The following is a 26,426-nucleotide window of genomic DNA, read 5'->3' on the forward strand; positions in this document are numbered from 1 at the left end:
ACGCGTCGGGGAGGAACATGAGCCATTTCGCGATTGCCGGGTTGCAACTCGATCTGCCGCGCGGCGACAATCTCGCGCGCATCGCCGATGAGGTGCGCGGCGTCCGGCGGCGCTTCGGCTGGATCGACATGGTCGTGCTGGGCGAGCTTTCCTGCTTCGGCCCCGCCACCGCCCATGCACAGCAACTGCCCGGCCCGGCGGAGGACGCTTTCGTCGCGATGGCGCGGGAGAACGGACTGTGGCTCGTCAACGGGTCCCTGTTCGAGCGCGACGGCGATGCGATCTACAACACCACCACCGTCATCGCGCCGGATGGCCATGTCGTGGCGCGCCACCGCAAGGTCTATCCCTTCTATCCCTATGAGCAGGGCGTCGCCGGCGGCGCGGAAGCCACGGTGTTCGACGTGCCCGGCGTCGGCCGGTTCGGGCTGGCGATCTGCTACGACATCTGGTTCCCCGAGCTGATCCGTACGCTGGCGTGGCGCGGGGCGGAGGTGATCCTCAACCCGGTAATGACCAACACCATCGACCGCGACGTGGAGCTGGCCATCGTCCGCGCGGCGGCCGCGACCAACCAGGCCTATGTCGTATCTGTCAATGTCGCGGGCGATCTGGGCCATGGCCGCTCGCTGGTCGCCGGGCCGGGAGGCGAAGTGGTCCATCAGGCGGGATCGGGCCGCGAGATCGTCGCGGTGGACCTCGATCTCGCACATGTCCGCCGCTGCCGCGAGCGCGGCTGGCACGGGCTGGGCCAGCCGCTCAAGAGCCTGCGCGACGGTCCGCAGATATTCGAGGCCTATGCGCGCGGCCCGGCGGCATCGCCGGCGTGGCAGGCGCTCGGCCCGCTGGAGCAACCGCCGACGGCGGACGCGCTTTCAACCGACAGAAAATAACAAGGACAAGGGGGTTAAGGATATGACAAGCAGGACACTCTGGACCACCACCGCGCTCACCTGCACCGGCGTGCTGGCGGCGCTGTCGTCGCCGGTCGCCGCGCAGCAGCGGACGGATGCGGCGGCCTCCGATGCCGATATCGTCGTCACCGCAACGCGGCGCGAGGAACGCACGATCGACATCCCCTATAATATCTCGGCGGTCGGCGGGGATCGGATCGACGCCAACAAGACGCGCGATCAGGCGGAATTGCTGCGCTCGATCCCCGGCGTCGCGGTGGTCGATCGCGGGGCGCGCAATGCGGGCGTGCTCAACACGGTGACGATCCGAGGCGTCAACGTCGATAGCGCGGCGCTGGGCGACTATGCGGTGTCGGCGGTGTCGCCCGTCTCCACCTATGTCAACGATACGCCATTGTTCGCCGCCTATCTGCTGAAGGACCTCGAACGCGTCGAGGTGCTGCGCGGGCCGCAGGGCACGCTCTACGGCTCCGGCGCGCTGGGCGGCACGGTGCGGTATATCCTGAAGAAGCCGGTGCTCGGCAAGTTCGAAGGGCGCGTCACCGCCGGGTTGAGCCATGTCGATGGATCGGGTAGCGTCGGCTATGACGGCGACGTTATCCTCAACATTCCGATCGGCGACCGTTTCGCGATCCGCATGGTCGGCAGCCGGCAGCATTATCCGGGCATCACCGATTATGTGAACGTCTATACGCTGGACAAGAACGGCATCCCGGTCGCGCCCAAGGGCGTGCTGGCGCCGGACGCCGAATATCACAGCGTGAAGGATGCCGATTTCGTCCATGTCTGGTACGGCCGCATCGCCGCGCGCTGGCAGCCGAGCGACGCGGTGGATTTCACCCTGACCTACAATCATCAGAGTGACGATGTCGGCGGACGGCGCCAGATCACGCGCGGGCTGAACGGGTGGGGGCAGCCCTATACCGGCTACCAGAACGGTTCGGTCCAGCTCGAACCCTCGACGCGCCATGTCGATTCCGTCGCGCTGGAAGCGAATGTCGATCTGGGCTTCGCGACGCTGACCTCCAGCACCTCATGGTACGATCACGAGGGCGACAGCGTGAGCGAGAATACCGGCTTCTATGCGCAGGCCGGGTTCCTCAGCTTCTATTACAATTATCCGCGCCCGATGGCGTCGGCGGTGCGCAGCTATCGCGACCGCTCGTTCATTCAGGAACTGCGGCTGGTGTCTAAGCCGGGCAAGGTCTTCGACTATGTGGTCGGCGCTTATTATCAGGACCAGACCCTGTTCGGATCGCAGGACAGCTATCTGCGCGGGTTCAAGAACTGGTGGGACGCCGCGACCGGTATGCCCGGCGTGGTGACGAGCGATCAGGATTTCTTTTATCGCCGCAATGAGAAGTTCAGGGATCGCGCGATCTTCGGCGAATTGACCTGGCACGTCACGCCCAGCGTCGACCTGACCGGCGGCGCGCGTTATTTCTGGAACCGCTCGCGCAACAACACGCAGATGGACGTGCCGATCTACACGGCGCTCTCTTCGCCCACCAACGCCTATTTTCCGACCAGCGAGGACAAGCCGCTGTTCAAGGGCAACCTCTCATGGAAGTTCGCCGAGCGCGGGCTGGCCTATGCCACCGTCTCGCAAGGCTATCGCCGTGGTGGATCGAACGCGGTGCCCATCGTGGGCCGCTATGCCGAAGACCCGTCATGGCAGACCTACAAGGCGGATACGCTCGTCAACTACGAGGCCGGTGTGAAGGGATCGGCCGGCGGCCTGACCTATAACCTCGACGTCTTCTATATCGACTGGAAGGATATCCAGCTCAACACCGCGACGCCGAACTGGGGTTTCTATGTCGTGCAGAACGGCGGCAAGGCAAGCTCGGCCGGGCTGGAGGCGCAGATCGAGGGGCGGATCCACGGGCTGCATTACGCGCTGGGCTACACCTATGTGGACGCCAAGCTGACCCGCAATTTCTACTCGCCCGACCCCAGCCATGTGCTGATCGGACGCGACGGGGATCAGTTGCCGGGATCGGCGCACCATATCATCACTGGCAGCGCGGACTACAGCTTCGACCTCGGCGACGACACCAGCCTGACGCTGCGCGGCGACGGCTTCTACCAATCCTCGACGCGCAACGCGGTGAGCACCTCGCCGAAATACAATGTGCGGCTGCCCGGCTTCTCGATCTGGAACGCGGGCGTGACGCTTCGGAAGGGGAATTACGCGCTGACGATCTACGGCAAGAACCTGTTCAACGCGGCGGGCGTCACCGGGCGGTTCACCGAGGCCTATATGGGCACCGATCCGGCGGTGGGCTATTATGGCAACGGATCGAAGGATCTGATCAGCCTGCCGCGCACGATCGGCCTGTCCGCCGATATCCGCTTCTGATGACTGTTCCCGCGCCGATAGCCGAACTGCTGGCCGCGGCGCGGCGCGCCCAGCGCGCGGGGGATGTGGCGGGCATGGCGCGGCTGGTCGAGACGGCGCTTGCGGCGCATCCGACGGATTTCGACGCCGGGCTGATGCGCGCGGAGGCCGCCGTCCACGAGGGCCGCTACGCCGATGCGCGCGCGGCGCTTGCGGGGCTGGAACCGGCGGCGTGGGACGATCCGCGCCGACTTCTCCGTCTCGCGGAATTTCATAGTCACATGGGGCGGCCGATCGAGGCGGAGCGGTGCTGCGCCCGCGCCGTGGCGCTATCGCCCAACGACACGCGGGCGCTTTACGATCTCGCGGCGGCGTCGATCGCCCTGGGGCGGCTCGATGCGGCGGAGGCGCTGTTCGACCGGGTGATCGCCGACCGGTCCGATGACTGGGACGCCTGGGCCAATCGCTCGACCTTGCGCCGTGCGACGGTGGAGCGCAACCACGTCGCCGCGCTGGAAACGGCGCTGGCGGAGAGCGGCGGCGATGCGGAGGCGCGGATCGCGCTTGGCCATGCGTTGGCGAAGGAACTGGAGGATCTGGGGCGATACGATGCCGCCTTCGCCCACCTGAAGGACGCCGCCGCCGCCCGGCGCGCGCGCCTGTCCTACCGCGTTGCGGACGATGCGGCGACGATGGAGGCGATCGCGGCCGCGTTCCCGGCCGATCTTCTGCGCGATGCTCCCCCGCCGTCGAGCGAGCCGGGGCCGATCTTCGTCCTCGGCCTGCCGCGCAGCGGGACCACGTTGGTGGATCGTATCCTTTCCTCCCACAGCCGGGTGACGAGCCTCGGCGAGATTCAGGATTTCGCCCTGGCGCTGATCGCGCAGGCGCGCGGCGCGCGCGACAAGGGCGATCTGATCCGCCGCAGCGCCGCGATGGACCATGCCGCGCTGGGCCGCGCCTATCGCGCGCGGACGGCCGGGCGCACGCCGGACGCGCCGTTCGCGATCGACAAGACGCCGCTCAATTTCCTCTACATCGGCCTGATCGCGCTGGCGCTTCCCGAAGCGCGGATCGTCCATGTCCGGCGCGGGGCGATGGATGGCTGTTTCGCGATGTTCAAGACGTTGTTCCGGATGGGCTATCCGTTCAGCTACGACCTCCACGACCTCGCCGCCTATCGCATCACCTATGAGCGGCTGATGGCGCATTGGCGCGCCGCGTTGCCGGGGCGGATGATCGAGATCGATTATGAGGCTCTGATCGCCGATCAGGCGGGCGAGAGCCGGCGGCTGATCGAGGGATGCGGGGTGGAGTGGGAGGAGGCGTGCCTTGCCTTCCACGCCAATCCCGCGCCGGTCGCCACCGCCAGCGCCGCGCAGGTGCGTATGCCGATCCATGACCGCTCGGTGGGCCTTTGGCGGCGCTACGAGCAGGGGCTTGCCCCGCTGGCCGTGGCGCTGTCCGCCGCCGGGATCGCGCTGGACCATCGCGCATGAGGCGGATGCTCGTCGCCATGCTCGCGCTCGCCATGTCGGGGACGGCCGGGGCGGAGGAGTTGTTCCGTAGCGATTTCCAGCACGGCACGGCCGCCCCGTGGCAGGCCAGCGGACGCGGCGACGTGCGGCTGACCAGCTTTGAGGGCAATGTCTCGATGCGCCTCACCGCCGGCGCAAGCGCACTGGCCGAAATGCCGGTGCGCGGGATGCGACGGCTGTATGTGACGGTGAAGATCGCCGGCGACGGCCTCGATCCGCAGGCGGCGTGCGTTGCGGAAGCCTCACGCGACGGCGGGCGAAGCTGGGCTGCGATCTTTGCGATCGACCGCAAGATGGCCGACGGCGTGACGCTGACCGCCGGAGGGGCCGCGCTGCCCGATGTGGACGGAGGATTGACGCTGCGGCTCGTCGCGCGCGGAGGACGGGCGACCTGCTGGTTCGACGATATCGCGGTGAGCGGCGTCGCGCTGGCCGATATCTCGCCGACGCGCCGGGCGCTTGGTCGCGCCATGCTGACGGCGGGCGGCGCGTTCGAGCGGCCGGTCGACCTTTCCGCCTTCGCGCCGGCCGCCGACGCGGGCAAGTCCATCGCGCGCTGGGAAGGGCGCCTTCGCCTGACCGGCGCGCGCGCCACGGGCTTCCGCATGATCGCCGAGGACCCGGCCTTCGCGCGCGGCGACACGATCCGCTCGCTGCCCGATCTCGATCTCGCGCTGGTGCAGTCCGGCGACGTGCTGCTCCCGGCGCAGCGCGGGCTGATCCCCTCGACCCATCCCGACTGGAACTGGATCGTCGAGCCGGGCCGCGTCTGGTCGGAGCCGGGCGATGGCGGCACCGCCCGCGCCGCGTTGCCCTTCGCGCTGCAGGAGCGCAACGCCAATTGCACGCATAACGGCATGCTGACCTTCCTGTTCGGCGTGGACGGCACGATCAGCCATGCCGCGTTCGAGATCGCCGGGGAGACGTGCCTTTACCGCAAGTTCGACGCCTGGGGGTTGCTCGTCGCGCGCTACCTGCCCGGCACGGTGGCGGGCGCGGCGGAGCTGATCCGCGCGCATGAGGAAACGAACGCCGCGCGCCTGCCGATGAAGCGGCTGGAGGATTTACCTCCGGCCGTCGCCGCCGCGCTCGCCACCGCCGCCGGGCCGGAACCGACCGTCTATGGCGCGGTGATCGGCGGCGTGCATTACCGCAGCGCCTGTGTCACCCGGCACGGCGATTATCCGGCGTGCGACGTGATCGACCTGCCATCCTATTCCACCGCCAAATCGGTGTTCGGCGCGGTCGCGCTGATGCGGATGGGGAATCTGTGGCCGGGGACGGCAGCCGAAACCGTTGCCGCGCACGTCCCAGCCTGCGCAGCCGCGAAAGGCTGGGCCGATGTGACGCTCGAAAATGCGCTCGACATGACGACCGGCCATTACCGCTCGACCGCCTATCAGGCCGATGAGGACGATCCCTCGATGGCGCGTTTCTTCGATCCCGCCGATCATGCGGCGAAGATCCACTTCGCCTGCACCTTCTACCCGCGCAAGGCCGCGCCGGGCACGACCTGGGTGTATCACACGTCCGACACCTATCTGCTCGGCACCGCGATGGCCGATGCGCTGCGTGCGAAACGGGGTGAGAAGGCGGACCTCTACGACGATGTGATGCGCCCGCTGTGGGATCGGCTGAAGCTCAGCCCCACACTGTCCACCACGCGCCGCACGGAGGATGCGGCCGCGCAGCCGTTCGTCGGCTGGGGCCTGACCTATCAGCCCGACGATATCGCCCGCATTGCGCTGTGGCTGATGAAAGGGGCGGATGGGTTGCTCGACCGGCGCCTGCTCGATGCGGCGATGCAGCGCGCGCCAGCCGGCGGCGGCAAAGTCGCGGGCTTCCCCGCCTATCGCTATCGCGCGGGCTTCTGGGCACGCGATATTGCGCCGAAGCTCGGCTGCGCGGTGCCGTCATGGGCGCCGGCCATGTCCGGTTATGGCGGGATTTCGGTGGCGATGCTGCCGGAGGACACGCTGTTCTACAGCTTCGGGGATAGCAACCACTGGGATTGGGGCGCGGCGATCCCCGCGCTGGTCACGAAGGATGGAGGATGCCGATGAGCGCGCGCCTGCCTCGCGTCGCGCCCGACGGGCTGGCGGCGGCCGTGGTGCTCTCGTTCCTCGCGACCGCCGGCCTGTTCTACGTCAACATCATGGCCGCTCTCGTCACCGGCCTTTCGGACGGGCTGGGCATCAAGCCGTCGAGCGCGGGCCTGATCGCCTCGGCCAACGTCTATGGTGCGGCCGCGGGGGCGCTGGCCGCGGTGTTCCTGATCCGGCATCTGCGCTGGCGCATCGCCGCCACCGCCGCCTTGTGCGGGATGATCGCGGTCGATTTGATCTCGACCCGCATCACCTCCGTGCCTTTGCTGACGGTATTGCGGCTGTGCCACGGGATGATCGGCGGCCTGCTGGTCGGCGTCGCCTTCGCCGTGATCGCGCGGACGCGCTTTCCCGATCGGGTGTTCGGGATGCTGCTGGTGGTGCAGTTCGGCATCGGCGGCATCGGGCTGTGGGCGCTGCCGCCGCTGGTGCCGGTTTACGGCACCGCGATCCTGTTCCTCGCGCTCGCCGCCTTCAGCGCCGTTGCACTGGCCATGCTGCCTTTCCTGCCCGATTATCCGATCGAGGCGCCGGCGCAGGGCGGCGCGCCCACAATCCCGATCGCCTGGAAACCGCTCCTCGCCACCGCAGCCGCGATCCTGCTGTTCCAGGCCGGCAACATGGGGCTGGCCGCCTTCATCATCGCCCTCGGGCGCAATGCGGGGCTGAGCCAGGATGTGATCGGGCCGACGCTCGGCACGGCGAACTGGCTGGGCGCGATCGGGTCCGTCCTGGTGATCGTGATCGGGACACGCTTCGGCAGGACGAAGCCCATCGCCATCTCGATCGCGGTGACGGTGTTCGTCACCGCTGCCTTTCATCGCTCGGATATCCCCGCCGTCTATATCGCAGCCAACATCGGCACCGCGATCCTCTGGGCGTTCGCCATCCCCTATCTGCTTGGCCTCGCCGCCGCGTTCGACAAGGTCGGGCGGACGGCGGCGCTGGGCGGCTTCATGTCCAAGATGGGGCTGGCGAGCGGGCCCCTGCTCTCCGGCTTCCTGCTCGATCACGGCGGCTATCCGGTGGTGATCGACGTCGCCGTGCTGCTGCTCGCGGCGAGCGGCGTGGCGGCCCTTTTTCCGGCGCTGCTGCTCGACCGGCGGCAACGCGCCATTCTTTCCACACAATGAGGTAATCAGATGGACAACAGCAACCTGCTCGCGCGCCGCGCGGACGCGGTACCGCAGGGCGTCGCCACGGCTACCCCCGTATTCGCCGATCGCGCCGGAAACGCCGAGATCTGGGATGTTGAGGGCCGCCGTTATATCGATTTCGCGGGCGGCATCGCCGTGCTTAACGTCGGCCACCGCCATCCGCGCGTGATGGCGGCGGTGCGTGACCAGCTCGATCGGTACACGCACACCGCTTTTCAGGTGATGGCCTATGCGCCCTATGTCGAGTTGGCCGAGCGGCTCAACGCGCTCGCGCCGTTCGACGGCCCGGCCCGGACGATCCTGTTCACTACCGGCGCAGAGGCGGTGGAGAATGCGGTGAAGATCGCGCGTGCCGCGACCGGCCGGTCGGGCGTCATCGCGTTCGGCGGTGGGTTCCACGGCCGCACGATGCTGACCATGGCGATGACCGGCAAGGTGCTGCCCTACAAGCGCAGCTTCGGGCCACTGCCGGGCGAGGTCTATCACCTGCCGTTCCCGATCGCGCATTACGGCGTCGGCGTGGAGGACAGCCTGCGCGCGCTCAATCTGCTGTTCGCGGCGGATATCGAGCCGTCGCGTGTCGCCGCGATGATCGTCGAGCCGGTGCAGGGGGAGGGGGGCTTCCACACCGCGCCGCCCGCATTGCTCGCGGTCTTGCGTCGCATCTGCGACGAGCATGGCATCGTCCTGATCGCGGACGAGGTGCAGACCGGCTTCGCGCGCACCGGCAGGATGTTCGGGATCGAGCATGGCGGGATCGAGCCGGACCTGCTGACGGTCGCCAAGTCGCTGGGCGGCGGCTTCCCCTTGTCGGGGGTGATCGGCCGCGCCGGAATCATGGACGCCGTGCAGCCCGGCGGACTGGGTGGAACCTATGCCGGATCGCCGGTCGCCTGCGCCGCCGCGCTCGCCGTGCTCGACGTGATCGAGGAGGAAAAGCTCTGCGCGCGGGCCGATGCGATTGGCGAGCGGCTGCGGGCCACCCTGGGCCGCTTCGCCCGGCGCAACGACCTGCTGCCGATCGGCCATGTGCGCGGTCCCGGCGCGATGGTCGCCTTCGATCTGCTAACCGAGCGCGGCGGCGACGCGCCCGACGGCGCGGCGGCGAAGCGGGTGACGGCACGCGCGCTGGAACTGGGGCTGGTGCTGTTGAGTTGCGGGATACATGGCGAGACGATCCGGCTGCTGATGCCGTTGACCGCATCCGACGCCATCATCGATGAAGGCATGGACATTCTGGAACAGGCGCTCACTTCGCTATGAGCACCGCATCTGCCACGCTGAAGCTCGCACGCCCCGATCTGCTGCGCATGGACGCTTTCGTCGGCGGCCGTTGGACAGGGAGCGGCCAGCGCTTCCCCGTGACCAACCCCGCAAACGGCGCGGTGATCGCCGACGTCGCCGACATGGGCGTCGCCGAGACGCGGCAGGCGATCGATCTCGCCGCCGCCACGATGCCTGCCTGGGCGGCCACTCCCGCCAAGGCGCGGGCGGCCATCCTCCGGCGCTGGTTCGATCTGATGATGGCGCATCAGGACGAACTCGCGGCCCTGATGACCGCCGAGCAGGGCAAGCCGTTGGCCGAGAGCCGGGGCGAGATCGCTTATGCCGCGTCGTTCATCGAATGGTTCGCGGAGGAAGGGAAGCGCGCCTATGGCGACATCATCCCGGCGCATGTCGCAGACCAGCGCATCCTCGTCCTGAAGCAGCCGGTGGGCGTGGTCGCCGCGATCACCCCGTGGAATTTCCCGGCGGCGATGATAACGCGCAAGGTCGCGCCGGCATTGGCCGCCGGATGCGGCATCGTCGTCAAGCCGGCCGAGCAGACGCCACTCTCCGCGCTGGCGCTGGCGGTGCTGGCGGAGGAAGCCGGTCTGCCCGTCGGCCTGCTCAGCATCCTGCCGACCTCCGACGCGGCGGCGATGGGCGGCGAGATGACCGCCAATCCGGTTGTGCGGAAGCTGTCCTTCACCGGCTCGACCGAGATCGGCAAGCTGCTCTATCGTCAGTCCGCCGATACGGTGAAGAAGCTCGGGCTGGAACTAGGCGGAAACGCGCCTTTCATCGTGTTCGACGACGCCGATCTCGATCAGGCGGTGAAGGGTGCGATCGCGTCCAAATACCGCAATGCGGGGCAGACCTGCGTCTGCGCCAACCGGCTCTATGTGCAGGCAGGTGTCCACGACGCTTTCGTCGCACGGCTGACAGAGGCGGTGCGGGCGCTGAAGGTTGGCGACGGCGCGGTGGCGGGCACCGATATCGGCCCGCTGATCGACGCGGCTGCGGTGGAGAAGGTCGAGCGGCATATCGCTGACGCGGTCGGCAAGGGCGCGACATTGGTGTGCGGCGGCGAACGCTCGACGCTTGGCGGCACCTTTTTCGAGCCGACGTTGCTCACCGGTGTCACCGCCGCGATGACTGTCGCGCGCGAGGAAACGTTTGGCCCGCTCGCCCCGGTGTTCCGGTTCGAGGACGAGAGCGGCGTTATCGCGCAGGCCAATGACACGCGCTTTGGCCTCGCCGCCTATTTTTACGCGCGCGACCTGAAACGCGTGTGGCGCGTCGCCGAGGCGCTGGAATATGGCATCGTGGGCATCAATACCGGCATCATCTCGACGGAAGTCGCGCCGTTCGGCGGGGTTAAGGAATCAGGTATCGGTCGCGAAGGTTCACGATATGGGATCGAGGATTATCTGGAGATCAAATATCTCAGTGTCGGAATATCATGAATATAGAGCACTTTCGGGATAAAAGCGACGATTGTCCTGCGATGCGAACTGGCTGGATCCTGAGCGCCCCGCTCTTCAGCGCGAAGCCCTGCCTGGTGCGGGTCAGGATCGAATTAGCTACCTCGTAGAGGAGCTTGCGGACCGTGCCGTCGCCCTGCTTGGTGATTCGCCCGATCCAGTCGAGTTCGCCGAACTGGTGCCGGTGCGGGACAAGACCGAAGTAGGCGCCGGTGGTCCGGGATCGCCTGAACCGGCTCGCGTCGTCGATGGCGGCGGCGAACGCGGCCTAGGTCTGCACACCTAGGGACGGCCGATAACGTCGGCGCTGCGATCTCGTTTTACTACCTCGGGCAACGTCTCAAGGATGGCATCCAATACGCCGCTGCTAGCCCAGCGCCGGTAACGGCGGAAACTTGCCGTACTCGACTGGCAGCGCAGCCACGCCCGGCCGGCAACAACGGCTTGATCAGCGCCTACTCATCAACCGGCAACCCGATCCGCTCGCCCGAGCTGGACTCCAAAGCCAGCCTTGAATCAAAGCCAAGTCATGCCGTCGACCTTTGTCTACGAAGCGTGGATCGTTAATGCGTCCTGATCTTTGCGGAGCAGCATGAGGCTGGCGTTCACGAACGCTCCAAGCGCGCGATAATGTCTTCGTTCGAGAGGGATGAGGGAGCGCGGAGAACCACGACAACGGATGAATCCGAAATAGCATCACCGCCGTTGACAATGCCGCGCACCGCTTTGTCAAACAGCTCGACCGCGCTTTCCGGATCGAGACATTCGGCATCCACCGCGTTGATCGCGGCGATCAAGGCTGCTCCGACGATGCTCGCACGAACCCGGTCCTGCGGCCGACCGCCCAGTTCCGCACCGTAGGCATCGGCGAACATCTGGGCGATTTCGGCGTCCGCGTCACGCTCCACCGAGGCGAGTGCCGGGGTAGAGCGGATCATTCGGGCCCGAAGGTCGCGTCGCGCTCTGTCCCTGGCGGCCCAGAGAATGACCTGACGCGCGCCCGTAACGAAGAGATCGAACGTCGAAGCGTTCGGTGGTCTGTCAGCGAGTCGCTCCCGCCAGTTGGTACGATACAGTTCCTGTTCAAACAGGATGACGGATTCCTTGCGGGGAAAATGGCGAAAGAACGTCCGGCGCGACACACCCGCCGCGGCGGCGATCTGGTCCACGGACGTCGCGGCAAAGCCCTGGCGGTCAAAAAGCTCCAGCGCGCATCCCGCAATCCGACGCCGTAATTGATTCTGTTGGCCCATGCGGATTCTCTCTTCCTGACGGTTGACACTGGGTGTCAATTATGGGTAACTCAGTGCCACATTAGGCGCGCGCTTTCCCTAATTCCCACCTCTTGCACTGGCGGTGCTCGACATGAATCATCACATTTCCACCAACTATGGTCCGCTTGCGCCTGAAGGCGATTGGGCCCGCGCCTTCTCATATCATCCGTTCAGCCCGGAAATCGATCGAGCGGAGGGCTTGTACATCTTTGACACCCAGGGAAATCGCTACATCGACGCCACGGGCGGCCCGTTCTGCGTCAACCTTGGACACGGCCATCCCCGGGTCAAGGCCGCCATCGCATCTCAACTCGACAAGTTCGCTTATGCTCATCCGACCCTGGCCAATCGGCCGCGCGCCGAACTTTGCAAGGCAATCGCTTCGATCACGCCCGGCGATCTCAACACCAGCTATCTGGTGTCGGGTGGATCCGAGGCCGTCGAGACGGCGGTCAAGATCGCGCGTCAGTATCAACTCGCCGCTGGTCGACCGGGAAAATACAAGATCATCAGCAACTATGACGCCTATCACGGGATGACCCTAGCCACGATGTCGCTATCCGGCAATCCTGGCACGGTGGGCCGTTATGAGCCGATGATCAGCCAGTGGCCGAAGTTCAATCAATATAGTGACTATACCCGCCCCGCCAACATGAGCCGCGAGGATTGGGCCATCGCGACGGCGCGGAAGCTTGATGAAATCATCAGCTATGAGGGCGCAGATTCCGTGGCAGCTTTCATTGCCACACCGCACGGCAGCGGACCGGATTACGGTACGGTGCCCCCCGCGATCTATTGGCGCGAGATTCGGCGCATCTGCGACGAAAACGACGTGCTGCTCATTTCCGACGAGGTCGTTACGGGCTTTGGTCGCACGGGCAAGTGGTGCGGCATGGAGCACTTCGATGTCATTCCCGACATCATGACCTTCGCCAAGGGTATCAACAGCGGCTACCTGCCACTCGGTGCCGTCACGGTCAGCGACAAGGTCAACGAGCCGTTCAAGGCCGGAACGCCGTTCATTCACGGCTTCACCAGCGGCGGCAATCCTGTCGCCGCGGCATCCGGTGTCGCCACGATCGACGCAATCAGAGATGAGGGATTACTCGAGCGAGTGAACGAGCGCGGCGCGCAGCTCTTTTCACACGCAGAACGCCTGCGGCGACATCCAACGGTCGCCGACGTGCGAGGCTGGGGCCTCTTCATGGTGCTCGAACTTGTCCAGAACGCTGAAGATCGCTCCTATTTCCCGCCGGAGGCGGGTGCTGAGCAGCGCTTTCAGGAGATCGCGCTCTCGAATGGTCTGGTCTTCTATTCGACGCTCTATGGTGCAAACCGTCGACCCGTGATCAAGCGCGGGCTACCGATGTGGGTCTCCCCGGCCTACACGGTGACCTCCGAGCAGATTGAAGAAATCGTCGACCGCCTCGACCGCACGCTCCATCAGTGGGAGCAGGCGATGAGCGCTGGATAGATCGCAGCTCGTATCGTCGCTCAACCGATCACATTGCCTATCCGTGACACTCGAAATGCGTCGGACCTCAGTCAGCGCATCTCCCGATGCCACCATCACTTGCAGGTCATTTCTTCTCCAAACTCACAACGAACAGGGGGCTACAGTGGCGACTACTTTTGGTATTCGGACCCGTCTGTATCGCGGAACGGCGATCTCCTTGCTTGGATTGTTGCCACTTCCTGCAGCCGCGGCTGAGGGAGCTCCGGCGCGATCGGACAACAACCCGACTGTCACGACTGACCAGGATATCGTAGTGACTGCGACGAAGCGCGCCTCGACCGTCCAGAAGATCCCCGCCGCAATATCGGCATTCAGCGGCAAGGATCTCCTCGCGCGCGGCGTGACCAGTGTTTCCGACATGGTGGCCGAAATCCCGGGGGTTTCGATGAAATCCAGCGGCCCGGGCCAGACGGAATTCGAGATGCGCGGCCTCAGTTCCAGCGGCGGCTCATCGCCCACGGTAGGCTTTTATCTGGACGACACGCCGTTGACAGCTCCGGCCGGGGCTCAGAATGGCAAGGTCACGATTGATCCGAACCTCTACGACCTCAATCGGATCGAAGTCTTGCGCGGGCCTCAGGGCACTCTGTACGGATCCGGTTCCATGGGCGGCACCATTCGCCTCGTAACCAACAAGCCGGACCCCAATGCCTATCAGGCTTCGGCGCAAGTTGTTCTGTCCGGTACCGACGGCGGTGGCTTCAACCACACCGAAAACGCTATGGTTAACCTTCCCGTGGTTCAGGACGTTCTGGCTCTGCGGGTGGTGGGCTCCGAAGCCCGCACGAGCGGATGGATCGATCGCATTGTCGTCGGGGACTTCCCAGTAGCGACCGATGGGGGCGCCAAGCGGGGTGACATGCTGTCGGCGCCGGTCCAGGGCAGCTATCGCGATGTAAACGACGTTCAGCTCTACGGCGTTCGCGCGTCCATGCTCTTCAAGCCGACGGACCGGCTCAGCATAACCCCGTCCGCCTTCTGGCAGAAGATGAATCAGGGCGGCCCCAGCACATTCGACAGCGACCCCGGCACACCTGCGCACTATGAGGCGTTCAATATTCCGGAGCCATTCTCGGATAAATTCCTCAGCTTTGAAGTTCCAATCACCTACCGTTTCAACGGTTTTGACGTCACGTCAGTGACGGCGAACTGGAACCGGACACAAAATGCGGTTCAGGACTCCAGCGAAAACGTTCAACTTGGTTTTGGCCTTCCCAGCGTCTACTCCTCCGACGGTGGCCTGGGCCCGAGCAGCTTTCAGGAAATAGATAAAACTAGGCAATTTTCGGAAGAGCTTCGCCTGACATCTCAGGGATCTGGAAAATTCCAGTGGCTCCTCGGAGCATTTTATAGCAAGTATCGATTCACGACGATCATGAGCGACGTTACCCCGGAGACCGTACCGATATTCGGGACCAAGAACAATTTTTCATTCCATCAGAATATCGATATAAGGCAAATTGCTGGTTTCGGCGAAATATCGTATAATTTCACAGACAAGCTGAAGTTTACAACCGGTCTCAGATATTATTCCTACGATACGTCGGTCCATACATCAACATCTGGCTATGGGTCGCAGACCGGCTCGGATGCATCGGCGTCCGACACTGGCGCGGCGAGCAATTCAGGGTTCAATCCCAAATTCAATCTGTCTTACCAGGCGCGAAGCGACCTGATGGTTTACGCCAACGTCGCAAAAGGCTTTCGACCCGGCTCGGCCAACGAACCGGTGCCGAGCAATCCGGAGACAATTCAGGGAGCCAATTGCCTGAATTCCCTTCATGCGCTCGGCAGAACGGCAGCTCCCACTGAATACGGCCCTGACGAGGTGTGGAGCTATGAGCTGGGCGGGAAATTCAATCCATCAAATCGCCTGCTGGTGAACGTGGCTGTCTATCATGAAAACTGGAAGAATATTCAGCAATATATCCCGCTGACATGCGGCTTCCCGTTCACCGACAATGCAGGCACGGCCGCGGTGTGGGGTGCGGAACTCGAAACGCGGCTGGTCCTGACGCCCGGACTGTCGCTTTCGGGGAATATTGCCTACACCGATGCACATCTGACGCAGAATGTAACGGAGGCCGGTCTCCATGCCGGTGATCCGGTACAGAATGTCGCGCGGTGGAGCGGCAGCGCGGCACTCAGCTACGTAAAGGGGATAGCAGGCGGCTGGAGCCTCAATTCAAGAGCTTCATACGATTACGTTGGCAGCCGCATTGATGCGACTTACGGGATCAATCATCTGCCCGCCTACGGCCTGGTGAATCTGAGGATCGGGGTCACCAAGGGGCTCTGGAACTTCTATCTGTTCGACAATAACGCCATGAACAAGAAGGCATGGATCAGCAACAATCCATCGCTCTCGATCAATCTGCCGACATTTAACCGCGTCTCGAGCAATCAGCCGATGACGATCGGCATGGGTATCGAGCGGCAGTTCAACTGATGGATGTGGGGAGGTCGGATGTCGTTCCTGCGCAGGCTCGCGCTGCGGCGCCTGCATTGGGAGACAGCCCGGCCGACTCTCAGCACGCCCTAAAGCGTTCCCTCAGTTTCTGGGACCTGCTTGTCTACGGCCTGCTCATCATCACGCCGACCGGGCCATGGAGCACCTTCGGCTTTGTTTTCAACGCCAGCCACGGAATGGTTCCGCTGGTTTATGCGGTCGGCTTTGTCGCCATGTCGTTCACCGCGCTCAGCTATGCAACGATGTCGGCAGCCTTTCCAACCTCCGGCTCGGTCTACGCCTATGTTGCCGGCGGCGTCGGAGAGACTGCCGGCTTCCTTGCCGGCTGGACCTTGTTGCTCGATTACCTGCTCTCTCCGACATTGCTCTTCGTGATCTGTGCGGTCGCTGTACATTCCGTCATCCCCGCGATTCCAAAGCCGCTGCTGGTCATGCTCTTTGTCGTGCTCAATACGGCAATAAGCCTGCTTGGCATCGAAGACACCGCGCGGCTGGGCGCGGTATTGCTGACCGTACAACTGATTCTACTGGCGGTGTTCGTCATCCTGGGCCTGATAGCGCTCGCTCACGGCATGAACGGCGCTCACCTTAGCTGGGCCCCTCTCTACGACCCGCAAAAGGTTTCTTCCCGAGCGGTTCTCGGCGCCTTGTCTCTGGCAGTCCTCAGCTTTCTCGGCTTCGACGCCATTTCCACACTGGCCGAGGAGGCCAAGGGCGGCGCCCGGTCTGTCGGCAACGCGACGCTGCTGTCGCTACTTCTCACTACGGTCCTGTTCATGGGGCAGACCTATCTTGCGTCGCTCTTCGTCCTGAATCGCGAAGCCTTCGCGCCCGGCGCGCAAGCTGACACGGCATTCTATGCGATTGCGCAGACGGTTGGCGGGATGCGATTCCGGTTTGTCGTATCGATTCTCGGCGTGTTTCTGACCGCCATGCCATGCGCCTTGAATACTCAAATCGCCACGTCGCGGCTCATCTACAGCATGGCACGTGACGGCAAATTGCCGCGAATCCTGGCTCGCGTGAGCGTCACGCGGCGTGTTCCCCACTACGCAATTATACTGATCGCGGTGGTCACGCTTGTCCTCGGGACATGCCTGGTTGATCACCTCGAACTGCTGACTTCGATGGTTAACTTCGGCGCCTTGACCGGCTTCCTGGCCTTACACCTATCGGTCATCACCCACTTCACGATCCGCCGTCGCAGCAGAGACTGGCCGCGCCATCTTGTCGCGCCGCTCTGCGGCTTCGTCATCATCGCTTATGTGCTGATCAATGCCCAGACGACCGCCAAGATTGCAGGCCTTTGCTGGATGACGGTGGGCGTCGCCTTTATTCTGACGACACGAATCAGGAGCGCCTCAACCTAAGCTCAGGACTCATTGATTGATCCAGAAGATGATGGTCGCGGCGATGCAGATGGCGGACATGAAGGTGTGCGCGCATCGGTCATAGCGAGTGTGGATGCGCCGCCAGTCCTTGAGCTTTCCGAACATGTTCTCGATCTTGTGGCGCTGGCGATAGCGCACAGGATCGTGCGGGATCGGGACCTTTCGGTTCTTCTTTGACGGGATGCAGGCGGTGATGTCGCGCTGCGCGAGCGCCTTGCGGAACCAGTCGGCGTCATAGCCTCGATCGCCGAGCAGGGTTTTAGCGCGTGGCAAGGCGTCGAGCATCAGGGCAGCGCCTTTGTAGTCGCTCATCTGTCCCTCGCTGAGCAGCATGACCAACGGTCTGCCCTTGCCGTCGCAGACGGCGTGAAGCTTCGAGTTCAGGCCGCCTTTGGTACGTCCGATACGTCTGGGAACAGCCCTTTTTTGAGCAGGCTGGCGGCCGTCCGGTGCGCCTTCAGATGCGTCGCATCGATCATCAACTGGTCAGGCTTGCCGCCCTGCGCCGAGAGGGCGGAGAAGATCTTGTTGAACACCCCGAGCCGGCTCCACCGCATGAAGCGATTGTAGATCGTCTTCGGCGAACCATAGTCCGCTGGCGCATCGCGCCATCGCAAGCCATTCCGGATCACGAAGATGATACCGCTGATGATCCGACGGTCATCCACCCGTGGCACGCCTGCGACAGCGGAAAATACGGCTCGATCCGGCGCATCTGCGCCTCCGAAAGCCAGATCAGATCACTCATCGCGACGCCTCCTCGCGCCGCCATTGAATCAACCGATCCTCATCACCGCAAGCGATTTAATAGGTCCTGAGCCTAACTATTCAGCGCCCATACCTCCCTCGCTCTCATAGAAATGGGCATTATGTCCGGCTGACATTCATTCTCACGCAAGTACCAATCTGATTGTTGTGAGTCAGGCTTTGATTTTCACATTCCCAGAGAAAGGGGTTAATTTTGTTGCCTAGTCTAAGTGGCGGCGTAGGATAGAGATGGCATTCGAGAGCATAGTATTCGATGGATGTAGTCGTGACTATCGTAAACCATCGTGGCGTTGCTTTTTTCATCGGTTTGAGACCGGTACGTTTTAAATCTGAAGATAAATCCACCCTGCGAAGAGTGAACGATCCAATTTTGGCTTGTCGCTTTGCTCAATGCCGGTGTCAGCGTCTGGTTCACCATTTAAGTGTCGTGAGCCCGGTGATTCCCTGCAAAATGCGGTTAGAATTCGGTCTGATGATTCGCGAAAGCGGCAGGTTTATCGATCCTCAAACCAGAAGCTGCCAAGCAAGAAGCCACCCAGCCCAAGCCATTCGGCGCGAGCGCGCGGAGCGCACCTGTGAGAAGAACCTGCCTGACGGGTTTCGGGAACGGCGCGAACCCAATCGAACGTCGTAAAATGGGTCGGCTGCTGCTGCCTCCGCGCTGGCAGAGCCGCCGATGAAGCTGATTTATATAATCCGCGAACCGTTCGACGTCCGCCTAAGCCGATCCGTTGCAGTCCTCTTATGATGCGCTAGATTTGGTCAATGTGCCAGGCAACGGAAGTCGTCGTTAACGATCGAATGCAGCAGGGCTATGCCTACACCCGCTCCGTGGCCTTCGGACAAGGCTTCGATCCTGACTTTCTCCCGGAACTGACACCTGCCGAAATTCTGAGCTTGGGCGTTTTCTGCGGCAAGTACCTGACGGACTGCCGCGCCGAATTTCCGGAAGATTGGTTCAAGAGCGCCAAGCTGGCCGCCGGTCGCCCGGATTGTTCGTTGAACTATTTCGGCGTGCGGGCGAGCGTTCCCCTTCGCGTCTGGATCGAGAAGGGCTGGATATACCCGGATGACCCGCGTGGATGGTTTCAATGGTATTGTCGATATTATTCGGGGCGCAGGTTGCCACAAGAAGATTCCCGCCAGATCGCACGCTGGAAAGCCTTCAAACGCCATGCCGCTCAAATTGTGAAGCACTGCAATCCGGGAGATCCGTTTTGCCGCCCGCGGCAGAGGCAGGCTCTTCTTCAGTGGGCTTATGATAGCCGGCTTCTCTAGCTGGAGGTTATTCGACGGTCGCTCTCGCCTTAAATCTCGCTCGTAGCGGCACCAGAATGAGGGAACTCCCTGAACGACAGGCGAAACAACTCTATGCCAACAATCTCCAGGCCAATGACCGGTTCCGGCCCAACATACACCGTTCCGTTGCGGCAGCGGGAACGTCGACTTTCGTCAGAACCGGTTAACCGTAGGTTCGAAAGTTGACGAGCGGTTGCGCTTCAATTGTCGTCGTTCCGACCTGCAATAGTGCTCCCCTCGCACGACGACGCCAGCCTTGCACAATCGTGACGGATAATCGACACGCCGGCCTGTCGCTCAGGGGATCGCGATGCATATGAGAAGCTGCGACGATGCTGGGGAAGTTACGGTGGAAGGGGACTGTTTTTCGCCGCTTCGGTTTGACAGCGCCGATCTGCCCGTCGCGGACCAATATCGAACCTTCGCGTCCGCCATGGTCAATTTCGACATGGCGCGGGATTCAACGGGTCCCTTCGCGGCGCGCGCGCTGATCTGGCGTATCGGCGCTCTGGTCGTCACCCAGGTAACGGCCGGACCGGTCCAGTACGACCGGCCACTGTCGCGGGTCCGCGGGGACAAGGTCGACCACATCTATCTCAACTATCACTTCCGAGGCGCGGTGCAGGTCGATTGCGGACGCGGGGCGGCGCGCGCCGGCCCCGGCTCGCTGCTCGTCATCGACATGCGCCAGCCTTGTCGGATGGATGTCGGCAGCATCGAGGAAATTTCGGTCGCGGTGCCGAGGCACCTGATCATGCCGCGCCTGGAGTCGTTCGATCCGCATGGCCTGATCGCGACCGGCGGAATGACCGAATTGCTGGGCGCCACGCTGCGGACGATCTGCACCAGCCTTCCGAAAGTGGAGCCTGTCCACGCCTCCACGCTCGAAAGAGCGATCATGGACCTTGCCGCGGATGCAGTGCTTGAGGCCCTCAGCAAAGCGGAAGCGACGACGAAGCGGCAGGAAGCGCTCGCGAGCCGCGTGCGATCATATATCGATGCGCATCTCGCCGAGCCACTTGACGTCGCCGCGATCTGCGCTGGTGTGGGCGTTTCCCGCTCCTCCCTGTACCGCGCATTCGGCGGAAGTGGGGGCGTGCTGCGCCAGCTTCAAAGCCGGCGGCTCCGGAAAATGCACCAGCTGCTGGATGACCCGGCCGAAACCCGCTCGATCGCAGCGCTGGCCCAAGTCACGGGCTTTGCCGACAAGTCCCATTTCGCGCGTCTGTTCAAACGCGCTTACGGGACGACGCCCGGCCAGTTCCGTGCCATGCCCGGCGCGCGCGACCGGAAGGTGCGCGACCACCATGTCGCACAAGTCTTCGGCGATTGGGTCAGCGAGCTCGGCTGACGTCCCAGCCCGGAACAGGCGGAACGGAGGTTCAACATTTTAGGGACTTGGGGCTGATCGACCTTGCCCCCTGCAGGAAACTATCTCCAGCACAGGATCAGGCGGCGAGTAACCCACTCGCAAGCTTCGAGAAAAAGCGGAGAGCGTCATGAAAAAGGGTTTATTCGTCTTGGCTCCGGTCCTTCTGACCGGGATGCCGGCCAGTGCCGCGGTCGTCATGCGGGATTATCAGACCGCGGGCGACCAGAACCTCGCCTATGACAGCGACCTCGGGCTGGAATTCCTGAAGCTGCCTTTGACCTATCAGGTCGGGCAGGCCGATCTTTCGGCCCGTTTTCCGGGCTTCAGGATCGCCAGACAAAGCGAGATCGAGAATTTCTTCGGCGATCTGGGGCTGACCGGATTTCGGTCGGGTGGCTTCTTCCCGGTCGCGCAGGGCCAGGCAGTGATGGACGCCATCGGGGCGCTGGTCTATCGGGATTTCGGGCGCGGATCGACCATGCAGGCTTCCTACGCCTATTTCCTGACCGCGAGCGGGAATTATGCGTCCTTCAATATCAACTTCAACACGGGTTTCGTGCAGCCGACCGGAATGAGTATCATCTTCCAGGACTGGAGCTTGAGCAACAATCCGTACATGGCACAGCGCGCGACCTATCTCGTCCGCGAGGCCGCAGCGGTGACGGGAGTGCCGGAGCCGTCGACTTGGGCAATGCTGATCGCGGGCTTTGGCCTGATCGGCGCGGCGATGCGCTTCGGTCGCTTTGGCAATCTTGTCTCTCGCCGTCCGATAGAGGGCTAAACTCGGGGCGGCGCTGGAAAACGTTACTCATCCAGTTGAGGATGGAGAAGCCGCAATCGAGCCCCGCTACCTTGAAGGAAAAATCGGTGCCGCCCTCGCACCTCCAAGGCATATGCGGCGCTGGAAAACGTTACTCATCCAGTTGAGGATGGAGAAGCCGCAATCGAGCCCCGCTACCTTGAAGGAAAAATCGGTGCCGCCCTCGCACCTCCAAGGCATATTAGGCTACGCAAAAGCTGTGATTGCCGGTCTCCCATGCATCGCAGGTATCTTTATGATATCATAGACACACGAGCTTTGTACATCTTGATATTGGTAACGACGCACCATTGTCGTTTTAGCTTGGTGTCGGATTGATCACGCCTGCCGCGTTATTTAGAATTTGGTGATTTAGTCCCGCGAACGACGGAAAACGGGTGAGATGCTGATGCTATTGAAACGCGGACAGCAGTTCGCCTCGATAGATGAAATTTGTGGCAGCTATCGGGGGGTGTTTCAAACTTCCATATCGTTGAATGGAGATATGAGCAGGCTGTCCGTCGTCAGAACATTTGGCGCAACTCGCGGCGTAGATTAGCGGAGTTCGGGCCTCGTCTGGGGGTAATGTTAAGCGGCGAGCTTGCGGTGCTGCAAGGGCCGATGTTCGATGGTTTGTCGCTTGATCCTTTCGCGCTGTTGGATGATGGTCGGAGCCCTGCCGAAGTAGGCGTCGGCGGGTGCGAAGCCCTCGCGCGGGCGACGATCGCGCGAGGAGATCGATGTGGGCGTCGGCTCGTTCTACAACAACTTCACCTCGAAGACTGAGGGGCGGAGATCATCTTCCTCAAGCATGCCGACGAGCTGCGGGAAATCAACGAGAAGATCTTCGCAACCGCGGGCGATCCGGCACTCTCCGTCGCCTATATTCAGAAGGTTCCTCACCAAGGCGCTGGCCGATCCTGTCTGGGGATGGTTCGTGGTGAACGCATCGACCGACCTGCCGCAGATGTGGTGCGTCTTCGCGACTGCTAGCCGGACGCATATCGAGAAAGGCCGCGAGCTTAAGCGGTCCACGCCTCCGATCCTGACGTCGTGGTGCGCATCACCTTGATCTCGCTCGTGGCCGGGACGCGCGACCTGCTCGAAGGCGATGTGCCTAAATCCTGGGGCAGTAACATCATCCAGTCGATCCTCCAGATGCTCGGCGTGCCGTTCGACGAGGCGAAAGCGCTCAGCCGCAAGAAGCTGCCGGCTTATGTGACGCGGATATTCGATGAAGCCTGATAATCCGCTACTTGGCTCGACACGCTGTTGCGTGATGCCGGGGTCGGGTATGAGGCACAGGGCGCAGGCGTGGTGGCAGCGGCTGGTGGAGGCCGGGAACCGATCTAGTCGAGTGTCGCCTGCACGGCCTCGATCGGCAGCAACGGGAACAACTCGCCGAGTGGTGAGCGCGTAAAGCCGTGGCGCTCGTAAAAGGCTGCCGCGTCGGCATTGATCGCATGGACGATCACGGCGCGCGCGCCCGCGATCTCCGAAGCCGCCACGCATCGCCGGAGCGCATCGGCCAGCAAATCCGCGCCGAGACCGATGCCTTGAAATGCCGCGTCGACCGCGAGCCGTCCGATCAGCAGCAGCGGCGTCGCGTCCGGCATACCCCGGCAGCTTTGCGGTCGGGAGAACGGAGCGCTGCTCTTGATCAAGGCCGCCTTGTAGCGCTCCCACGCTTGCCGTAGCGTTGGCCCCACCGGTCGCCTCGGTCTTCTCATCCGCGGATTGTTGCTTCTCTACCATGTCCGCGACAGCAGACAGTCGCTTTACCGCGTCGGGCTTATCCCGGATGATCTAAAAATCGGGGAGGCGGAATATCAATATTGATGTAGCTGCGTGGAATAGTCTTGCATATTCCTCATTCTTCTCCATATTGACGCTGCTACAGTCGCAAATCGACGGTCTTCGGTGCTTTGCGGCCCTTCTTCCTTCTTTATGCCCTTGCAGCCACAGGCGCATCCGCATGGGGCGCGCCGTCAAAGAAGGAATATTTTCATGAGTCAGATCGGCACCGTCAAATTCTTCGATGCGACCAAGGGCTTCGGCTTTATCTCTCCCGACAGCGGCGGGCAGGATGCGTTCGTCCATATCAGCGCGGTCGAGCGCGCCGGCATGAACACCCTCAACCAGAGCCAGCGCGTCAGCTATGAACTCGAGGCGGACAAGCGCGGCCGTCAATCGGCCTGCAATCTCGAATCCGTCGACTGAGGAGCGATTCTCAACGCCAGGCGGCGCTCCGCGTCAATTCGGAGCGTCGTCAACTTATCGAAGGGAGATGCCCTTGGCCCAGCCTTCCGATTTCCGGGCGCAGGCTGTCCGCTGCCGCGCCGAGGCGGAAGCCGCAACGTTGCACAACGTCCGTGAGCGGTGCCTTCGCGCCGAAGCCGCGTGGCTGGAAATGGCGCAACGTCATGAACGTGTCGCCAGTGCCCGCGCCGCGCGGGAATTGCGCCCCGGCATCGCTGGCGGCGATCCACTACAGGAACCTGCATGAACTTTATCAACAAGACTGCCAACACCACGAACATCCGCCGCAAAGCGCGAATATTCCCTCCGCTTTCGCGTCGCGACCCCTCATCTTCCAAGCCATGTCAGCGCGCCATCGCCCGCGCGACGGTGCTGGAGGTCCTCGGCTGAAATAAAGCCGTCCGCATTCGCCCGCTCTCGCCGACTGTCCTGATTCGGCTCGTTGCCGATTGTCCGACCAAGCCGAAGCGCGCGAATGCCCGCCCGTCGGAACGGCTCTTGCGGAACTTCCCTTCGATGCGGAAGCGAGCGCGAGCGGCCGTCCGGCGCCTTATACGGCGAGCCGCTTAGCGTCAGTGCAGCTTCGCGAGCTTGAGTCCATCGAGCTTGGCGCGCTCCTTCACCGATTCCTCGCTTCGTGTCAGCGCCTTGGCGATTGCCTTCAGGGCCATTCCTTTCTTCGCAAGGGTATGGAGCTTCTGGATCTCGTCCGCGCGCCACGGTTGGCGATGTCGTTCGAAGCGATCGGCCATGCGCTTCATTAATCCATCGCCCCGCCGATCGCCACCGCTCACTTTCGCGCGAGGCGCACGAGCGCTTCGTCCAGCGCCTGGAGGAAACGCGAGCGATCCGCCTTCGCGAAGGGGGGCGCGCGATTGACCTGATCGCCCCCCGCGCGAAGATCGGCCATGATCGCGCGGGTGGCGATGGCGGCGCCGATCGAATTTGCCGTGAAGGGCCTGCCGGCGGGCGAGATCACCGCGGCGCCGGCCTTCAGGCAGCGATCCGCGAGCAGGATATCGGAGGTGATCACCACCATCCGATCGTTCGCGCGCCCGGCGATCCAGTCATCCGCCGCGTCGAACCCGTCGCCGACGATGACGCGATCGATCAGGGGATGGGCGGGGATGCGGATCGGGCTGTTGCTGACGATGGTCACGGCCACCATCCGCCTCAACGCCACCTTGTAGATCTCGTCCTTGACCGGGCAGGCATCGGCATCGACGAGGATATTGGTCATGAGGTCTTCCCCGAAGGATGCCGGTTTGCGCCCACGCGATCCCGGCAAGGTTCCGCGTTCGCCTGATATAGCGGATGCGCTGGCGATCCCCAGGCCTCGGCGGGGCGATTTCGAGGGCGGCGATCGTCCGGCTCCTCGCGCCGCGCGGGCGCTCAGCAATGTGGGCCGGCGCAGCGGGACAGCATATAGAGCCGCATGTTCTCGCGCCGGTTGACGCGATAGGCGCCGGTGACGACGCCGCACACGGCCGCGAAGATCAGCAGCGCGAAGCTGGCGAGGCCGATCGCCATCCGCTTGTTCTTCGGCTCGGCCATCGCGCGCAGCGCCCGCCCGGTCTGCGGATAGAGCAGGATCGCGGAATTGGACGGCGACCATTGCGTGCGCTTGAGGTCCATCCGCGTCTCGTGGCGGCCCCACATATCGATCACGACGATCATCGCGAGCAGCGAGAGGAGCGCGCTCGGCACCCAGATCATGAAGCCGCCGCGCTGCTCGTCGACGATCGGCGCGATCATCGCCAGCCGCTCGGTCGCGGCATAAGCGTGATACAGCACGCTGCTCTTGACCGTGAGATAGGCGCCGAGAAGGATCTGCGCGAGGATCGCCAGCCAGATCATCATCAGCCGCTCGCCGTGGCTCACGCCCAGCGGCGCCGGCCTGCGTCCGGCGATCCGGCTCCAGAACAAGAGGCCGGTGAACAACAGGCTGAGGTGCATCGCCAGCCCGATCGCGGCATTGTCCAGCGCGGCGGACTGGAGGGCGGGAAGCTCCCAGAGATAGAAGGTACCGATATAGAGGAGCAGGGCGACCGCCGGATGGGCGATGCTCCGCCATGCTCCCCGCGTCGCTGGCGCGAGCAGCGCGGGCCGCAGGACGCGCCGCCGCACCGGCCGCGGCAGGCCGGCGACAAGCGTGGCGGCGGGCCGCGCGACCGCGATCAGGATCGGGGTGACGATCCGGGCGACGATGATGCCGATCTGGTGGACGTAGAACAGTTCGTGCGCCCATTCCGCGAACGGCCATTGCAGCGACAGGAACAGCATCGCCAGCCCCGCCGCGAAGGCGCAATGGCGCGGGATATCGGTCGGCCGCCGGCTCGCCCCCCGCCGCCGCGCGCCCCGCAGATAGACCAGGGCGACCAGCAGGATCGGCGCGCCGCCCGCCACGAAGAAGAGGGGGCCGGGAAGAGTCATGGGCCTTGCCCCTAGGCTGCGCGAATATGACGGTCCAATGAAA

Annotated in this window: 22 protein-coding genes and 3 pseudogenes; 17 read left to right on the forward strand and 8 right to left on the reverse strand. The window is 63.5% G+C overall.

Translation table 11 applies throughout. From position 1 onward, the window contains the following. The first annotated feature begins 17 nt into the window (after nucleotides 1–17). From F9288_RS13115 to F9288_RS13145, 7 genes are read left to right on the forward strand one after another with little or no spacing between them, the layout of a single operon-like run. Nucleotides 18–893, forward strand: a complete 876-nt coding sequence (locus tag F9288_RS13115) for a carbon-nitrogen hydrolase family protein (RefSeq protein ID WP_174837197.1) — start codon at nucleotides 18–20, stop codon at nucleotides 891–893. Nucleotides 894–915: 22 nt separating this feature from the next. Then, entirely contained in the window at nucleotides 916–3,276 is a 2,361-nt protein-coding gene (locus F9288_RS13120; RefSeq protein WP_174837198.1) for a TonB-dependent receptor, read from the forward strand. Beyond that, entirely contained in the window at nucleotides 3,276–4,754 is a 1,479-nt protein-coding gene (locus F9288_RS13125) for a sulfotransferase (protein ID WP_174837199.1), read from the forward strand. Before F9288_RS13120 ends, F9288_RS13125 begins: the two co-directional genes overlap by 1 nt. Continuing rightward, nucleotides 4,751–6,856, forward strand: coding sequence for a hypothetical protein (locus F9288_RS13130; protein ID WP_174837200.1), 2,106 nt, complete (start codon nucleotides 4,751–4,753; stop codon nucleotides 6,854–6,856). Before F9288_RS13125 ends, F9288_RS13130 begins: the two co-directional genes overlap by 4 nt. After that, nucleotides 6,853–8,031, forward strand: a complete 1,179-nt coding sequence (locus F9288_RS13135; protein WP_217482514.1) for an MFS transporter — start codon at nucleotides 6,853–6,855, stop codon at nucleotides 8,029–8,031. Before F9288_RS13130 ends, F9288_RS13135 begins: the two co-directional genes overlap by 4 nt. 9 nt (nucleotides 8,032–8,040) lie before the next feature. Next, on the forward strand, nucleotides 8,041–9,318 hold the full coding sequence (gene gabT, locus F9288_RS13140) for a 4-aminobutyrate--2-oxoglutarate transaminase (protein WP_174837202.1): 1,278 nt from the start codon (nucleotides 8,041–8,043) through the stop codon (nucleotides 9,316–9,318). A gap of 47 nt (nucleotides 9,319–9,365) precedes the next feature. Continuing rightward, nucleotides 9,366–10,784, forward strand: a complete 1,419-nt coding sequence (locus F9288_RS13145; RefSeq protein WP_217482655.1) for an NAD-dependent succinate-semialdehyde dehydrogenase — start codon at nucleotides 9,366–9,368, stop codon at nucleotides 10,782–10,784. A 55-nt stretch (nucleotides 10,785–10,839) separates the two neighbouring features. Here the strand turns inward: F9288_RS13145 and F9288_RS13150 are convergent. Further along, nucleotides 10,840–11,067: pseudogene (locus tag F9288_RS13150) on the reverse strand (transposase); the annotation flags it as partial. A gap of 340 nt (nucleotides 11,068–11,407) precedes the next feature. Next, complete coding sequence (locus F9288_RS13155; RefSeq protein ID WP_174837204.1) at nucleotides 11,408–12,055, reverse strand: TetR/AcrR family transcriptional regulator; 648 nt, start codon at nucleotides 12,053–12,055, stop codon at nucleotides 11,408–11,410. A 112-nt stretch (nucleotides 12,056–12,167) separates the two neighbouring features. On the opposite strand from F9288_RS13155, the gene F9288_RS13160 reads away from it, so the two are divergent. From F9288_RS13160 to F9288_RS13170, 3 genes are all read left to right on the forward strand, one after another. Then, a complete protein-coding gene (locus F9288_RS13160) occupies nucleotides 12,168–13,550 on the forward strand; it encodes an aspartate aminotransferase family protein (protein WP_254621202.1) in 1,383 nt (460 codons plus the stop codon). Between the two features lie 295 nt (nucleotides 13,551–13,845). Next, complete coding sequence (locus tag F9288_RS13165) at nucleotides 13,846–16,041, forward strand: TonB-dependent receptor (protein ID WP_217482515.1); 2,196 nt, start codon at nucleotides 13,846–13,848, stop codon at nucleotides 16,039–16,041. Further along, a complete protein-coding gene (locus F9288_RS13170; protein ID WP_174837207.1) occupies nucleotides 16,041–17,432 on the forward strand; it encodes an APC family permease in 1,392 nt (463 codons plus the stop codon). The genes F9288_RS13165 and F9288_RS13170 overlap by 1 nt, the downstream gene beginning before the upstream one ends. Nucleotides 17,433–17,441: 9 nt before the next feature. On the opposite strand, the pseudogene F9288_RS13175 reads toward F9288_RS13170, so the two are convergent. Beyond that, a pseudogene (locus F9288_RS13175) lies at nucleotides 17,442–18,201 on the reverse strand (IS5 family transposase). A gap of 821 nt (nucleotides 18,202–19,022) precedes the next feature. Between F9288_RS13175 and F9288_RS13180 the strand changes: the two are divergent. The 3 genes from F9288_RS13180 to F9288_RS13190 all read left to right on the forward strand — a co-directional run bounded on the left by F9288_RS13180 (nucleotide 19,023) and on the right by F9288_RS13190 (nucleotide 21,673). Continuing rightward, nucleotides 19,023–19,499 (forward strand): hypothetical protein, encoded by a 477-nt coding sequence (locus F9288_RS13180; protein WP_217482516.1) that lies wholly within the window; start codon nucleotides 19,023–19,025, stop codon nucleotides 19,497–19,499. Between the two features lie 337 nt (nucleotides 19,500–19,836). Then, on the forward strand, nucleotides 19,837–20,871 hold the full coding sequence (locus tag F9288_RS13185) for a helix-turn-helix domain-containing protein (RefSeq protein WP_174837209.1): 1,035 nt from the start codon (nucleotides 19,837–19,839) through the stop codon (nucleotides 20,869–20,871). A 169-nt stretch (nucleotides 20,872–21,040) separates the two neighbouring features. Further along, nucleotides 21,041–21,673, forward strand: a complete 633-nt coding sequence (locus F9288_RS13190) for a PEPxxWA-CTERM sorting domain-containing protein (RefSeq protein ID WP_217482517.1) — start codon at nucleotides 21,041–21,043, stop codon at nucleotides 21,671–21,673. 606 nt (nucleotides 21,674–22,279) lie between these two features. Here F9288_RS13190 and F9288_RS13195 read toward each other — a convergent pair. Further along, nucleotides 22,280–22,390, reverse strand: a pseudogene (locus F9288_RS13195) (pyruvate, phosphate dikinase); the annotation flags it as partial. A gap of 357 nt (nucleotides 22,391–22,747) precedes the next feature. On the opposite strand from F9288_RS13195, the gene F9288_RS13200 reads away from it, so the two are divergent. Further along, nucleotides 22,748–22,936, forward strand: a complete 189-nt coding sequence (locus F9288_RS13200) for a hypothetical protein (RefSeq protein ID WP_174837211.1) — start codon at nucleotides 22,748–22,750, stop codon at nucleotides 22,934–22,936. A gap of 104 nt (nucleotides 22,937–23,040) precedes the next feature. Here F9288_RS13200 and F9288_RS13205 read toward each other — a convergent pair whose 3' ends face one another. Beyond that, entirely contained in the window at nucleotides 23,041–23,307 is a 267-nt protein-coding gene (locus F9288_RS13205) for a GNAT family N-acetyltransferase (protein ID WP_254620877.1), read from the reverse strand. A gap of 391 nt (nucleotides 23,308–23,698) precedes the next feature. On the opposite strand from F9288_RS13205, the gene F9288_RS13210 reads away from it, so the two are divergent. The 3 genes from F9288_RS13210 (at nucleotide 23,699) to F9288_RS13220 (ending at nucleotide 24,340) form a co-directional block, all read left to right on the forward strand. After that, nucleotides 23,699–23,911 (forward strand): cold-shock protein, encoded by a 213-nt coding sequence (locus F9288_RS13210; RefSeq protein ID WP_174837212.1) that lies wholly within the window; start codon nucleotides 23,699–23,701, stop codon nucleotides 23,909–23,911. Nucleotides 23,912–23,984: 73 nt separating this feature from the next. Further along, complete coding sequence (locus F9288_RS13215) at nucleotides 23,985–24,197, forward strand: hypothetical protein (RefSeq protein ID WP_174837213.1); 213 nt, start codon at nucleotides 23,985–23,987, stop codon at nucleotides 24,195–24,197. Then, complete coding sequence (locus F9288_RS13220; protein WP_174837214.1) at nucleotides 24,194–24,340, forward strand: hypothetical protein; 147 nt, start codon at nucleotides 24,194–24,196, stop codon at nucleotides 24,338–24,340. The genes F9288_RS13215 and F9288_RS13220 overlap by 4 nt, the downstream gene beginning before the upstream one ends. Nucleotides 24,341–24,522: 182 nt before the next feature. On the opposite strand, the gene F9288_RS13225 is transcribed toward F9288_RS13220, so the two are convergent. The 3 genes from F9288_RS13225 to F9288_RS13235 all read right to left on the reverse strand — a co-directional run bounded on the left by F9288_RS13225 (nucleotide 24,523) and on the right by F9288_RS13235 (nucleotide 26,383). Next, nucleotides 24,523–24,702: a hypothetical protein gene (locus F9288_RS13225; RefSeq protein WP_174839079.1), complete on the reverse strand. Its 180-nt coding sequence runs from the start codon at nucleotides 24,700–24,702 to the stop codon at nucleotides 24,523–24,525. Nucleotides 24,703–24,740: 38 nt separating this feature from the next. Then, entirely contained in the window at nucleotides 24,741–25,190 is a 450-nt protein-coding gene (locus F9288_RS13230; RefSeq protein WP_174837215.1) for a YaiI/YqxD family protein, read from the reverse strand. A 152-nt stretch (nucleotides 25,191–25,342) separates the two neighbouring features. Continuing rightward, nucleotides 25,343–26,383, reverse strand: a complete 1,041-nt coding sequence (locus tag F9288_RS13235) for a cytochrome c oxidase assembly protein (protein ID WP_174837216.1) — start codon at nucleotides 26,381–26,383, stop codon at nucleotides 25,343–25,345. Between the last annotated feature and the right edge of the window lie 43 nt (nucleotides 26,384–26,426).

Origin of the sequence: Sphingomonas sp. CL5.1 (assembly GCF_013344685.1) — a bacterium.
In the GTDB taxonomy this organism is placed as follows: domain Bacteria; phylum Pseudomonadota; class Alphaproteobacteria; order Sphingomonadales; family Sphingomonadaceae; genus Sphingomonas.